General features: G+C 71.7%; 11 protein-coding genes. 6 read left to right on the top strand and 5 right to left on the bottom strand.

The window, feature by feature from the left end; genetic code table 11:
- Positions 1–34: 34 nt before the first annotated feature.
- The 4 genes from ACFW9O_RS26520 to ACFW9O_RS26505 are packed head-to-tail and all read right to left on the bottom strand — an operon-like array spanning position 35 to position 3,418.
- Positions 35–811 (bottom strand): ABC transporter ATP-binding protein, encoded by a 777-nt coding sequence (locus tag ACFW9O_RS26520; RefSeq protein WP_384612983.1) that lies wholly within the window; start codon positions 809–811, stop codon positions 35–37.
- Between the two features lie 53 nt (positions 812–864).
- Positions 865–1,641 carry an ABC transporter permease gene (locus ACFW9O_RS26515; protein WP_384612720.1) on the bottom strand — a complete coding sequence of 259 codons (777 nt, stop codon included), beginning with the start codon at positions 1,639–1,641 and terminating at the stop codon, positions 865–867.
- Positions 1,638–2,465 (bottom strand): ABC transporter permease, encoded by an 828-nt coding sequence (locus ACFW9O_RS26510; protein ID WP_384612718.1) that lies wholly within the window; start codon positions 2,463–2,465, stop codon positions 1,638–1,640. Before ACFW9O_RS26510 ends, ACFW9O_RS26515 begins: the two co-directional genes overlap by 4 nt.
- Positions 2,462–3,418, bottom strand: a complete 957-nt coding sequence (locus ACFW9O_RS26505; RefSeq protein WP_384612716.1) for an ABC transporter substrate-binding protein — start codon at positions 3,416–3,418, stop codon at positions 2,462–2,464. The genes ACFW9O_RS26510 and ACFW9O_RS26505 overlap by 4 nt, the downstream gene beginning before the upstream one ends.
- Before the next feature lie 232 nt (positions 3,419–3,650).
- Between ACFW9O_RS26505 and ACFW9O_RS26500 the strand changes: the two genes are divergently transcribed.
- Both ACFW9O_RS26500 and ACFW9O_RS26495 read left to right on the top strand, forming a co-directional pair.
- Entirely contained in the window at positions 3,651–4,448 is a 798-nt protein-coding gene (locus tag ACFW9O_RS26500; RefSeq protein WP_351170956.1) for an IclR family transcriptional regulator C-terminal domain-containing protein, read from the top strand.
- An 81-nt stretch (positions 4,449–4,529) separates the two neighbouring features.
- Complete coding sequence (locus ACFW9O_RS26495) at positions 4,530–5,786, top strand: ROK family protein (RefSeq protein ID WP_384612714.1); 1,257 nt, start codon at positions 4,530–4,532, stop codon at positions 5,784–5,786.
- A 121-nt stretch (positions 5,787–5,907) separates the two neighbouring features.
- Here the strand turns inward: ACFW9O_RS26495 and xylA are convergent, their stop codons facing one another.
- Complete coding sequence (gene xylA / locus ACFW9O_RS26490; RefSeq protein WP_384612712.1) at positions 5,908–7,074, bottom strand: xylose isomerase; 1,167 nt, start codon at positions 7,072–7,074, stop codon at positions 5,908–5,910.
- 235 nt (positions 7,075–7,309) lie between these two features.
- Here xylA and xylB point away from each other — a divergent pair, with 235 nt between their 5' ends.
- The 4 genes from xylB to ACFW9O_RS26470 all read left to right on the top strand — a co-directional run bounded on the left by xylB (position 7,310) and on the right by ACFW9O_RS26470 (position 12,582).
- Positions 7,310–8,791: a xylulokinase gene (gene xylB, locus ACFW9O_RS26485; protein WP_351179237.1), complete on the top strand. Its 1,482-nt coding sequence runs from the start codon at positions 7,310–7,312 to the stop codon at positions 8,789–8,791.
- Positions 8,792–8,862: 71 nt separating this feature from the next.
- On the top strand, positions 8,863–10,140 hold the full coding sequence (locus tag ACFW9O_RS26480; RefSeq protein WP_384612710.1) for a VWA domain-containing protein: 1,278 nt from the start codon (positions 8,863–8,865) through the stop codon (positions 10,138–10,140).
- A complete protein-coding gene (locus ACFW9O_RS26475) occupies positions 10,140–10,991 on the top strand; it encodes a hypothetical protein (protein ID WP_384612708.1) in 852 nt (283 codons plus the stop codon). Before ACFW9O_RS26480 ends, ACFW9O_RS26475 begins: the two co-directional genes overlap by 1 nt.
- Before the next feature lie 307 nt (positions 10,992–11,298).
- On the top strand, positions 11,299–12,582 hold the full coding sequence (locus ACFW9O_RS26470) for an NAD(P)/FAD-dependent oxidoreductase (protein WP_384612706.1): 1,284 nt from the start codon (positions 11,299–11,301) through the stop codon (positions 12,580–12,582).
- Positions 12,583–12,666 lie beyond the last annotated feature (84 nt).

Below are 12,666 nucleotides of genomic sequence, written 5' to 3'. Positions count from 1 at the left end.
ACGTCGCCGCCCGGCCCGCAGGGAACCGGGGGCCTCAGGTCTCCCCCCGCTTCGCCGCCTGGATCTGCTCGTACACATGGGTGCGCAGCTCCGCGAAGCGGGGCAGTACACGCGTGGTCAACTGGTCCCGCTCGTCCGGGAGATCGATCTTCACCTGTTCCCGCACCACGGTCGGTGCCCCGGAGAGGACCAGCACCCGCTGCCCCAGGTACACCGCCTCGTCGATGTCGTGCGTGACGAAGAGGACGGTGATCCCGAGCTCCTGCCACAGCCCACGCACCAGGTCCTCCAGATCGGCGCGGGTCTGGGCGTCCACGGCGGCGAACGGCTCGTCCATCAGCAGGACTTCCGGCTCGTAGGCGATGGCTCGAGCGATCGCCACGCGCTGCTGCATACCGCCGGAGAGCTGCCAGGGATAGGCGCCGCCCGCATCCGCGAGACCGACGGCGGCGAGGGAGCGCTCGACGAGCTCGTGCCGCCGGGACCTGTCCAGGGTTCTCTTCTGCCGCAGCGGGAGGCCGACGTTGTCCCGTACCCGCATCCACGGGAACAGGCTGCGCCCGTACTCCTGGAAGACCACGGCCATTCCGGGCGGCGGCCCCGTCACGCGGGTGCCGTTCAGGTGGATCTCACCGGACGTGGGCGTGAGCAGCCCGCCGACGCATTTGAGCAGGGTCGTCTTGCCGCAGCCGGACGGGCCCACCAGGCAGGCCAGTTCGCCCGGTGCGAGGGTGAAGGTCAGGTCGCGCACGGCTTCCACGCGGCGGCCCTGGCCTTCGTAGACCTTGTGCAGGCCCCGTACGTCGAGCATGTGCTGCGGTCCCTTCACGACGGGGTCCTTCACGGGGTCCTTCACCGGTTCGTTCACGGCTGCCTCCTGGACGCGCGCAGACCGTGGTACCAGGCCAGCGCGCGGCGTTCGACGAGTTGGAAGAGCACGGAGAGCAGAAAGCCCAGAAGTCCGAGCAGGAGGATGCCGCTCCACATCTCGGGGATGGCGAAGCTGCGCTGGAACTGCACGATGGCGAAGCCGAGTCCGTTGCTGGCCGCGAACATCTCGCTGATCACCATCAGGATGATCCCGATCGAGAGCGCCTGGCGAAGTCCCGTGAAGATCTGGGGACTTGCCGAGCGCAACAGCAGGTGGCGCAGGCGGACGCCGCCCCGCAGGCCGTACGCGCGGGCGGTCTCGCTCAGGACGGGGTCGACCGCCCGTACGCCCTCGACCGTGTTGAGCAGGACGGGCCAGACGCAGCCGCTCGCGATGACGAAGATCTTCATCGTGTCCCCGATCCCGGCGAACAGCATGATGACGGGGACGAGGACCGGCGGGGGTACGGCACGGAGGAACTCGAGCACGGGCTCGGTCGCGGCCCGCACCCGCCGGTACGAGCCGATGACGATCCCCGCGGCCACGCCCAGGGCGGCCGCGACGGAGAATCCGGCGAGCAGGCGCAGGACGCTGGGCAGGACGTCGGCGGTGATCCTGTCCCCCGTCCAGACGTCCCCGAAGGCCGTGAGGATGGTGCGCAACGGCGGCGAGTAGACCTGGGTGCTCGCGTCGGAGGCCACCCACCAGACGGTCAGCAGAACGGCCGGCAGCCCGAGGGCGAACAGCACCTGTACGAGGGCGCGCCTCACAGGGCCGCCTCGCCGCGGACCGACTGGTGCCAGGCGAGCGCACGGCGCTCGACGGCGCGCGCGCCGACGTTGACGACGAGGCCGAGCAGGCCGGTGACGACCACCAGGGCGTACATCTCTGGGACGGCCTGCGAGGTCTGCGCGACCGCGATCCGGGCGCCCAGCCCCGGTGACCCGATGACGAGTTCGGCGGTGACCGCGAGGATCAGCGCGACGGAGGCCGCGAGCCGGACGCCGGTCATGACGTACGGCAGGGCGGTGGGCCACACGACGTGGCGGATCCGGGCACGTGCGGAGAGGCCGTAGCTGCGGGCCGTCTCGTCGGCGACCGGGTCGACGTCCTGCGCTCCGTACAGCACCTGCACGAGGATCTGCCAGAAGGCCGCGTAGACGACCAGGAGCAGGGTGGAGCGCAGGTCGGTGCCGTAGAGCAGGACGGCGAGGGGAATCAGGGCCACCGAGGGTATGGGGCGCAGGAATTCGACCGTGGACGCGGTGACGCGGCGCAGGTGGGGGACGCCGCTGATGACGGTTCCGGCGGCGACGCCCAGCACCGTGGCGATCAGCAGACCGACGGACCAGCCGGTGAGGGTGTCGCCGAGCGCCGTCCAGAACGCGGCGTCGGCCAGTTCGCCCGCGAGCGCTCCGGCGATCCGGCTGGTGGGCGGCAGGTAGTCGGGCGAGACCAGGCCGGTGCGCGGGACGACTTCGACGAGGGCGAGGAAGCCGGCCAGTCCGGCGAGGCCGAGCGCGGCGTCGACCGGCCCCTGCCGGACGTTCCGGCCGCGTGCCGCGGGGGTTTTCGGTGGTGTGGCGGTCGTCATGGCAGGAGTGCGTCCAGGTCCGGGGTGCCGGAGAGGAGGCCGTCGCGCTCACCGAGCCGGCCGAGGGTTTCGAGGGATGCCCGGTTCGGTTCGGCCGGCCACTTGGGCAGGGTCATCGCCTGGAGCGTCGACTCGGGGATCTTGGTGTAGGTGGTGAGGATCTTGCGGACCTCGTCGGGGTGGCTGTCGGCGTAGGCCAGGGACTCCCGGGTCGCTTCCTGGAACTTCTTCACCAGCTCCGGGTTCTTCTGGGCGTACTGCTGGGAGGTGAAGTAGAGGGCGACGGTCAGGTCCGGCGCGAGGTCGACGAAGTTGGACGCGATGACACGGCCGCCCTTGCCCTTGACGGTGGCGAGCGCGGGTTCGACGACCCAGGCGGCGTCGACCTGTCCGCCGTCGAGCGCGGCCGCCATCTGGTCGAAGGGAAGCTCCACGAACCCGACCTTCGAGGGGTCTCCGCCCGCCTTGCGGACCGACTCGCGCACGGAGGTGTCACCGATGTTCTTGAGGGTGTTGACGGCGACCTTCTTCCCCTCGAGGTCCTTGGCGGTCTTCAGCGGGCTGTTCCCCTTCACGACGATGCCCGCGAAGTCCTTGCCGTCCTCGCCGGTGGAGGCGACACCGTTGGCGACGGCCTCGACGGGGACGTTCTTGTCGGCGGCGATCATCAGCGAAGTGACGTTGGAGAAGCCGAACTGGAACTGGCCGCTGACCACGCCGGGCACGATCGCGGCGCCTCCCTGGGCGCCCACGAGCGTCAGATCGATGCCGCGCTCGCTGTAGAAGCCCTTCTCCTTGCCCAGGTAGACGGGTGCGACATCGACGATGGGGATGACTCCGACCTTGAGGGCGGTCTTCCCGTCCTTCGACGAGGTGGACGGTTCCGACGATCCACAGGCCGCTGTCGTGGAGACGAGGAGCGCGGCGGTGAACCCGACAAGCAGACGACGCATGGTGCCCCCGGAGTGGTGGTGGCGCTCGACATGGCGTGCGGGGAACGAACAGTGGTTCCCGGTGGGAACATAGGGCTGCCCTCCGAGGGGGGTCAACCACCGTGCACGGAACCGTTTTCCGTGAATCCACTGCTTCCTGAGGGAGCGTCAGGTCCGTTGACGCCTCGTCGGCCGCCCCCTACCGTGCACCTGGCGCACACTTGTGCGCACTCTCGCGACAGAGGGGCGACCGATGGACGGACAGGCGCGTGAGCCGTACTTCGTGCAGTCGTTCGAGCGTGGCCTCGCCGTCATCCGTGCCTTCGACGCGGACCGCCCGGAGCTCACCCTGAGCGAGGTGGCGCGGGTCTGCGACATCACGCGGGCCACTGCACGCCGGTTCCTGCTGACACTCGTCGACCTCGGTTACATGCACACCGACGGGCGGCTCTTCCGGCTCACCCCGCGCGTCCTCGAACTGGGCTACGCCTACATATCCAGCTATTCCTTGCCCCATGTGGCCGAGCCCCATCTGGAGAGGCTCGTCTCGGAGGTCCGCGAGTCCTCGTCGCTCTGCGTGCTGGACGGGGACGACATCGTGTACCTGGTACGGGTGCCGACCACCCGGATCATGACGGCGTCCATCACGGTCGGCACCCGGTTCCCCGCCCTCGTCACGTCGGTCGGCAGGGTACTCGTCGCGCACCTGCCGGAGAGCGAGATCGGGCCCCGGGTGCGGCGCGCGCAGATCGAGCCGTTCACGGAGCGGACGGTCCTCGGACCCGAGCCGCTGCTCGACGAGCTGCGCCGGGTCCGCAGACAGGGCCACGCCATCGTCGACCAGGAGCTGGAGGAAGGCCTCCGTTCGGTGGCGGCTCCCGTCAGGGACCGGGAGGGGACCGTCGTCGCGGCGGTGAACATCCCCGTGCACGCGAGCCGGAACTCGGTCGAATCGATCCGTCGTGACCTGCTGCCGCCGCTCCTGGCCACGGCCGCCCGGATCGAGGCGGACCTCCGAGTCGTACCGCAGGGTGCCGCGCGCGCACGCTGACCGGCGGCCCCCACCCGCGGGCCGGACGGGCCCTCCTGAGGTCCGTACACGCGTACGCCATCGCATAGGCTCGTCAACGATATGAAGAGCTACCTCACACCGCTGGGGTCCAAGGCGGACAAGGACACGGTGCGACGGCACAACCTGAGCCTCGTGCTGCGCGCGGTACGGGACGAGGGCGAGGCCGGCGAGGCGACCAGGGCCGGGGTGTCGGCCCGGGTGGGGCTCACCAGGGCCGCGGTGTCCTCCCTCGTCGAGCAGCTGCTGGACAGCGGTTTCGTCACCGAGTCCGGCAAGACGTTCAGCGGGCAGGCGGGACGCCCCGGCACCGCGCTGAAGGTGGCCCGAACCGGCCCCGCGGGCCTCGGCGTGGAGATCAACATCGACTATGTGTCGGTGTGCGTCGTGGATCTCGCGGGAACGGGCCGGGTCCGGCAGACCGAGCACCTCGACAACCGCGGCGCCCCGCCCGGCGAGGTGCTGGCCAGGGCCGCCGCGATCGCCGCGCGCACCCTGGACTCGGCGCGGGAGCAGGATCTGTACCCGGTCGGGGCGACGCTCGCGCTGCCCGGACTCGTCTCGGGCGGTTCGGTCCGCCAGGCACCCAACCTGGGCTGGAACCGGGTCGCGGCGGAGGACCTGTTCGCCGAGGCCCTGGGCGAGCTGCGCCCCGGTGCGCCCGAGCTGCCGGTGCGCTCGGAGAACGAGGCGAACCTGGCGGCGCTGGCGGAGCTGTGGTTCGGCGGGCTCGGTTCGGTCCGCACCTTCCTTTATCTGACCGGCGAGATCGGTGTCGGTGGCGCCCTCGTACTCGACGGCGAACTCCTGCGCGGTGCGCACGGGTTCGCCGGGGAGATCGGGCATGTGGTCCTGGACCCGACCGGTCCGGAGTGCCGGTGCGGCTCGCGCGGCTGCCTCGAGCAGTACGCCGGGCAGACGGCGCTGCTCCGCTCGGCAGGGATCGAGGAGGCCGTCGGTGGGGCCGCCGGGGTGATGGAGCTGGAGCGCCGCGCGCAGGCCGGCGAGGCCCGGGCGCTCGCCGCCATCGCCGAGGCGGGCCGGATGCTGGGCCGCGTCCTGTCGGGCGCGGTGAATCTCTTCGACCCGGACGCCGTGGTGCTCGGCGGGATCTACCGGGGCCTGATGCCGTGGCTCTCGCCGCCGGCCGACGAGGAGCTCACGGGCCGCGTGGTGTCGGGCCTCTGGTCGCGGGGCAGCGGCCGGCTGCGCGCGTCGTCCGTGGCGGGTGACGCGGCGCGGGGCGCGGCGGCACTGGTGGTGCAGGACGTGCTGGCGGATCCGGTGGCGTACGCGGGGCCCGCCCGGCTGGAGGCCTGACCCGCCGTACGGGGCCGGGCCCCCGTACAGGATCGGTTCACCCTGTACGGGGTCGGAGCGGCCCCCGTCCGGCTGGGCCCGCTCCGCGACAGGACGCGCCCGCCCCCGTGTCCGGCATCCGTCAGCGCACGCCCAGCAGGTGGTCCATCGCGAGCTGGTCCAGGGCCTCGAACGCCATGCCCCGCTCGGCCGCGGCGGTGACGTCGAACGCCTCGTACGCCGAGCGGTCCGCGAGCAGCCCCGCGACGCCGTCGGCGGCGGTGGGCAGGGCCAGCTCGTCCAGGCGGGAGGCGGTCAGGGCCTCCTGCACGGCCGGGTCGGCGCGGAAGGCCGCGGCGCGCTCCTTGAGGATCAGGTAGTTGCGCATGCAGCCCGCGGCGGAGGCCCAGACACCGTCGTAGTCCTCGGTGCGCGGCGGCTTGAAGTCGAAGTGGCGCGGACCCTCGTAGCCGCTCTCCAGCAGGTCGACGAGCCAGAACGCCTGGCGCAGGTCACCCGCGCCGAAGCGCAGGTCCTGGTCGTACTTGATGCCGGACTGGCCGTTGAGGTCGATGTGGAAGAGCTTGCCCGCCCACATCGCCTGGGCGATGCCGTGCGGGAAGTTGAGGCCCGCCATCTGCTCGTGGCCGGTCTCCGGGTTGACGCCGACCAGCTCGGGGCGCTCCAGGCGCTCGATGAAGGCCAGGGCGTGCCCGATGGTCGGCAGGAGGATGTCGCCGCGGGGCTCGTTCGGCTTCGGCTCGATCGCGAAGCGGAGGTTGAAGCCCTGCTCGGTGACGTAGTCGCCCAGCAGGTCGAAGGCCTCCTTCATGCGGTCCAGCGCCACGCGGACGTCCTTGGCGGCACCGGACTCGGCGCCCTCGCGGCCGCCCCAGGCCACATACGTCTCGGCGCCCAGCTCGACGGCGAGGTCGATGTTGCGGATGACCTTGCGCAGCGCGTAACGGCGCACGTCGCGGTCGTTCGCGGTGAACGCGCCGTCCTTGAACACGGGGTGTTTGAAGAGGTCGGTGGTGGCCATCGGCACGATGAGTCCGGTGGCGTCCAGAGCCTGGCGGAACCTCTTGACGTGGCCCTCGCGCTCCGTGTCCGTGGAGCCGAACGGGATGAGGTCGTCGTCGTGGAAGGTCACACCGTAGGCGCCGAGCTCCGCCAGTCGCTGGACGGATTCGACCGGGTCGAGCGCGGCCCGGGTGGCGTCACCGAACGGGTCGCGGCCCTGCCAGCCCACGGTCCACAGGCCGAAGCTGAACTTGTCCGCAGGGGTGGGCGTGAAGCGTTCCGTCATCGTCTGTCCGCCTTCGCGTGCGTCGGTCCGGCACCGGCCTCCCCGGCCGGATCAATTTGTTCAGTCGCATGACTAATCATGCACGGGGCACCCCGTCGACGTAACCCCTCGGACGGCGAAACGGGGGCCGCCTCTGTTCCCCACAGCTTCGATCACGTAATTTGTTTGTCGCACAACCAAAATCTGCGCGACCCCCTGCGTACGACCGAAACCCCTGCACGAGAAGAGGTAGCCCATGCCGCCGCGTACCGTCGTCATCGGCGTGGACAGCTCCACCCAGTCCACCAAGGCGGCCGTCACCGACGCCGAGACGGGCGAGCTGCTCGCCGTCGGCCGCGCCCCGCACGTGGTCACCGGCGAGGGCGGGGCGCGTGAGAGCGACCCCGAGGTCTGGTGGCGGGCACTGTGCGACGCCGTCGCCGCAGGGCTCAAGGAGTCCGGGCTCTCCGCGTCCGCCGTCACCGGCATCGCCGTGGCCGGACAGCAGCACGGCCTGGTCGTGCTCGACGAGACCGGCCGCCCGCTCCGTCCGGCCCTGCTGTGGAACGACACCCGCTCCGCCCCGCAGGCCACCGCCCTCACCGCCGCACTCGGCGGACCCGAGGCCTGGACCGCCCGCACCGGTTCCGTGCCGGTCGCGGCGATGACCGCCTCCAAGTGGCAGTGGCTGCGCGAGAACGATCCGGCGAACGCCGCAGCGGCCGCGGCCGTGCGGCTGCCGCACGACTTCCTGACCGAGCGGCTCGCGGGCACGGCGGCGACGGACCCGGGCGACGCATCGGGCACCCTCTGGTACTCGACCGCCACCGGCGCCTACGACGCCGAGCTGCTCGACCTGCTCGGCCTGGACGCATCGCTGCTGCCCCCGGTCGCCGCCACCGGCGCGACCCGGATCGGCTCGCTGACCGCTGCCGCCGCCGAGTCCCTGGGCCTGCCGGCGGGGATCGCCGTCGCGGCCGGTACCGGTGACAACATGGCCGCCGCGGTCGGCCTCGGCCTCGGCGGCGCCGGCCTCCTGGACCACCCCGTCCTCAGCCTCGGCACCTCCGGGACGGTCTTCGCCGCGTCCCGGGCCAGGCCCGCCTCCACGGCCCTCTCCGGGTTCGCCGCGGCGGACGGCACGTACCTCCCACTGGCCTGCACGCTCAACTGCACCCTCGCCGTCGACAAGGTCGCCACCCTGCTCGGCCTGCACCGCGACGACGCGACGCCGGGCGGCGCGGCCGTGCTCCTCCCCTATCTGGACGGCGAACGCACACCGGACCTGCCCACCGCGTCCGGTCTCCTCACGGGGCTCCGCCACGACACCACCCCGCAGCAGCTGCTGGGCGCCGCCTACGAGGGTGCGGCCTTCACCGTGCTGCGCGCGCTCGACGAGCTGTTGCGGTCCTGCGGTCTGGACCCGGCCGACCCCGATGTCGCCGGCCGGCCGCTGCGCCTGATCGGCGGCGGCGCCCAGGGCCGCACCTGGGTGGAGACCGTGCGCCGCCTCTCCGGGCGGCCCCTGATCGTGCCGGGCAGCGGCGAACTGGTCGCGCTCGGCGCCGCGGCCCTCGCCGCGTCTGCGGCCGGCGGCGGGGACCCGGTCGCGGTGGCGACCCGCTGGAACGAGAAGGCCGAGGACACGCAACTCCCGCCCGTGGAACGGGACACGGAGACATGGGAGCGGGTCGGCTCGGTGCTGGAACGAGCGTCCGGGCCGCTGCTCGGCGGCTGAGCCCGGAAGGTGAACAGGCGTCCCGCGGACTGCTTTTGGGGATGACTGCGGATCTTCAATAGGATCCGGCGATGATCACAAGAAAACGGCTGACGGCCGGGGTGTGCGTACTGCTCGCCACCCTGGCCGCCGGGCTCGGCACCGCGCTCCCGGCCGCCGCCGACGAACCCTCCTCCTCCGCATCGCCCAAGGTCGAACTGGTCCTTGACGTCAGCGGTTCCATGCGCGCCCGTGACATCGACGGCCAGTCCCGGATATCCGCCGCCAAGCAGGCGTTCAACGATGTGCTCGACGCGGTTCCCGAGGAGGTGCAGCTCGGCATCCGGACGCTCGGCGCCGACTACCCGGGCGACGACCGGAAGACCGGCTGCAAGGACACCAAGCAGCTCTACCCGGTCGGGCCCCTGGACCGCACCGAGGCCAAGGCCGCGGTCGCCACACTGGCGCCGACCGGCTGGACGCCGATCGGACCCGCCCTGCTCGGCGCGGCCGACGACCTCGAAGGCGGTGACTCCACCCGGCGGATCGTCCTGATCACCGACGGCGAGGACACCTGCGGCCCGCTCGACCCCTGCGAGGTCGCGCGCGACATCGCGGCCCGTGGGATCCACCTGGTCATCGACACGCTGGGCCTGGTGCCCGACGCCAAGATCAGGCAGCAGCTGACCTGCATCGCCGAGGCCACCGGCGGAACCTACACAGCCGTTCAGCACACCGACGAACTCTCAGGCCGCGTCAAACAGTTGGTGGACCGGGCCGCCGAGCCCGTCGTCGTCCCGGTGGCGACCGAGGGCGCGGGCAGCTGCTCCGAGGCACCCCGGCTGAAGGCCGGTCTGTACACGGATCGCCAGGAGTTCGGGAAGCACCGCTGGTACCGGGTGGACGTACTGCCCGGTGAGGAGCTGCGCGCCTCGGTGAGCGTGGCCGCGGACCGTGCCGTCAACAACGACTACGGCGTGCTGCTGCGGGCGGTGACCGCGCACGGGCGCGAGATCGTCCGGGGCGCGGAGTCCGGCACCGGACGTACGGATGTGATCTCTTCCGGCCTGCGCTACCCGAAGGCCGAACAGGACGACACGGACGGCGACACGAAGCCCGCCGCCGAGACCGTCTGCCTCCAGCTCAGCAACTCCTTCTCGGCGCCCGCGTCCGTGAAGACCACCCCCGGCATGCCCGTCGAGCTGACCGTCGACCTGGTGGCCGCGCCCGACGGCAGCGCCGACGCGGCCGCGTTCGGACTCGGCCGTGGCTGGTGGCTGCTGGGCGTCCTGGTCCTGACCGGGCTGGTCGCCGGCCTGCTGACCGGCTGGATCTCACGCTGGCGCGTCGCCGTATGGAGGACCAACTGATGCGTACCACCCGCAGGAACACCGTGATGCGCGCCTGTGCGGTCGCACTGCTCGCCGGAGTCACCCTGTTCACCTCGACGGGCGGTGCTGCCGCGGACGATCCGTCGGCGAGCGCGAGCCCCGACGAGGAGGGCAAGGCCGGACCGACCGAGGCGGGCACCACCTTCCGTACCGCCACCGCGATCCAGCAGGACATGACCGCCACCGCGGACGCCTCCACGGGTGACTACCTGTACTGGGTGTTTCCCGCCGACACCGGTCAACGCCCCACCGTCCGGGCGAAGGTCACCCTCCCCGAGAGCGCCGCCAGGCACGGTGCGTCGACCTGGCAGGTCGATGTGTACGACGGGCTGCGCCGCCGCCAGGCCTGCATGTACGGCCACCAGACCAGGAAGGCGGCGGCGGACGCGGCGTCCGTCGAGCTCTCCTGTGTGCTGCGGACGGTGCGGGCCTGGTCCGAGCCGTGGGCGAACGACCCGCTGCCCGGCAGCTACTACGTACGGCTCACGGTCGTCGACGCGGCCGAGGATGACCTGGGCCTGCCGGTCCACGCCGAGACCGAGGTGACCTCCGTCGACAGCGGCGGCGCCCACGACGTGGGCGGCGAGCTCGCCGAGCCTCTCGTACCGGGTGCGTCCTCGGTGGAACAGGCCGCCGACACGGGCGACGGCACGGACGAGCCCAGGGTCTCGCTCGGCAGCGAGCCGGAGGACGGCTGGGCCTCCGGCTGGTGGACCGACCGCTGGCTGTGGACGGTGGGCGGCGGCGTACTCGCCGCACTGGCAGCCGTGTTCGGCTACGGCCTGACCCGCGGCAGCGGTCGTCCGTCCCGGGTCCCGCCGGGCGTCTGACCCTCGCCGCACCGCCGGAGGGCTGCCGGCCGGGCTCTGTGCCCCGGTCGGCAGCCCTCCGACGTGTCCATGATCGAGTCCGCCCGGGCATGCCGGCGAGCGATCGCCGAGGCACGCCTGGTCGCGCTGGTCAGCTCCGGTGCGAGGTTCAAGGACGGCGCCCCCCAGCCGAACGCACCGAGGCAGCCACCGCAACCTGCTCACATCGGCCGATCCACCACTCTTGACAACTTCCCATGCTCCTGACAGCAGTGGCACTGCACCACTCCCACGAACGGCACCGCACCACGGAAGGGGCGATCAGAGCATGACCAGGCCTGAGAGCGCGGGATACGACTACGACGTCGTCATCAGTGGAGCCAGCCTCGCCGGCAGCGCCGCGGCGATCCTGCTCGCTCGACGCGGTGTCCGCGTCGCACTGCTGGAACGCCGCTCGGACCCCGAAGCGTACAAGGTGCTGTGCACCCACTCCATCCAGGCCAGCGCCTACCCGGTACTGGACGAACTCGGCCTGGTCCCCTCTCTGGAGAAGGCGGGAGCTGTCCGCAACGAGGCCCGCTGGTACACCCGCTGGGGATGGATCGAGCCGAGAGCAGCGCCGACGGGCCCCGAACTGCCGTACGCGTACAACATTCGGCGCAGCACCCTCGACCCGTTGATCAGGTCCCGTGCGGCACAGGCCCCCGGCGTCGATCTGCTGCTCGGTCACCGTGTGACCGGACTGGTCCGGGAAGCCGGGCGAACCCTGGGGGTGCGCGCGTCGACACCTCAGGGTGAGCGCGAGATCCGGGCCCGTCTGGTGGTCGGCGCCGATGGCAAGGACTCGGCCGTGGCGAAGTTCGCCGGGGTACCTGCGCGGCCGTACGAGAACGCGCGGTTCGGCTATCTCGCGCACTTCCGCAATCTTCCGCTCGACGGCGGGATCAACCACGTCTGGTTCCTGGAGCCCGACATGGCGTACGCGTTTCCGAACGACGACGGGGTGACGGTCCTTGCCGTGGTCCCGGACAAGAAGTGGCTGCCGGCCTTCCGCGACGACCTGGAGGGCAGCTTCTTCGAGTTCGTCCGCGCCCTGCCCGAGGCCCCGCCCATCGACTCCGCCGAACGCATCACGAAGATCATCGGAACTGTCGACTACCCGCTTCAGAGCCGCAGGCCGACGGCACCGGGTGTCGCGTTCGTCGGCGACGCCGCCCTGACCGGCGATCCTCTGTGGGGAGTGGGATGCGGGTGGGCCCTGCAGTCCGCGCAATGGCTGGCAGAGGCGGTCGCGTCGGCCGCAACCGGTCGGGGCGACCTCGACAGGTCGCTCGCGGCATACGCACGCACACACCGCCGCCGGCTGCGAGGTCACCAGTACCTGGCAGCCGACTTCGCCACGGCCCGTCCGTTCAATCCGATGGAACGGCTGATGTTCTCGGCAGCGGCACGGGACGATTCGCTGGCGCGGCACATGCATCTGTTCGCATCCCGCCTGATCGGTCCGCTGCGATTCCTGAACCCCGTAGCGCTGGCGAAGGCTTCGGCCGTCAACATCAGACATCGCGGGGCGGCTGTGCCACCGGCGCACCTGTCACACACAGGGGCATGACCGGCCCCACTCCACTCGCTCTCCCGGCCCATGGGCGGCGGGGGGGGGGGGCGCCCCCCGGGGCCCCCCCCCCCCCCGCCCCCC

This window comes from Streptomyces sp. NPDC059499 (genome assembly GCF_042749285.1).
In the GTDB taxonomy this organism is placed as follows: domain Bacteria; phylum Actinomycetota; class Actinomycetes; order Streptomycetales; family Streptomycetaceae; genus Streptomyces.
This window is presented reverse-complemented; position numbering and strand designations above follow the sequence as displayed.

Bases quoted from the DNA above. Each gene is read 5' to 3' on its own strand.
- ACFW9O_RS26505 (WP_384612716.1), bottom strand. From the start codon at position 3,418: ATGCGTCGTCTGCTTGTCGGGTTCACCGCCGCGCTCCTCGTCTCCACG.
- ACFW9O_RS26480 (WP_384612710.1), top strand. From the start codon at position 8,863: ATGATCACAAGAAAACGGCTGACGGCCGGGGTGTGCGTACTGCTCGCC.
- ACFW9O_RS26495 (WP_384612714.1), top strand. From the start codon at position 4,530: ATGAAGAGCTACCTCACACCGCTGGGGTCCAAGGCGGACAAGGACACG.
- ACFW9O_RS26510 (WP_384612718.1), bottom strand. From the start codon at position 2,465: ATGACGACCGCCACACCACCGAAAACCCCCGCGGCACGCGGCCGGAAC.
- ACFW9O_RS26475 (WP_384612708.1), top strand. From the start codon at position 10,140: ATGCGTACCACCCGCAGGAACACCGTGATGCGCGCCTGTGCGGTCGCA.
- xylB (WP_351179237.1), top strand. From the start codon at position 7,310: ATGCCGCCGCGTACCGTCGTCATCGGCGTGGACAGCTCCACCCAGTCC.
- ACFW9O_RS26470 (WP_384612706.1), top strand. From the start codon at position 11,299: ATGACCAGGCCTGAGAGCGCGGGATACGACTACGACGTCGTCATCAGT.
- xylA (WP_384612712.1), bottom strand. From the start codon at position 7,074: ATGACGGAACGCTTCACGCCCACCCCTGCGGACAAGTTCAGCTTCGGC.
- ACFW9O_RS26500 (WP_351170956.1), top strand. From the start codon at position 3,651: ATGGACGGACAGGCGCGTGAGCCGTACTTCGTGCAGTCGTTCGAGCGT.
- ACFW9O_RS26520 (WP_384612983.1), bottom strand. From the start codon at position 811: ATGCTCGACGTACGGGGCCTGCACAAGGTCTACGAAGGCCAGGGCCGC.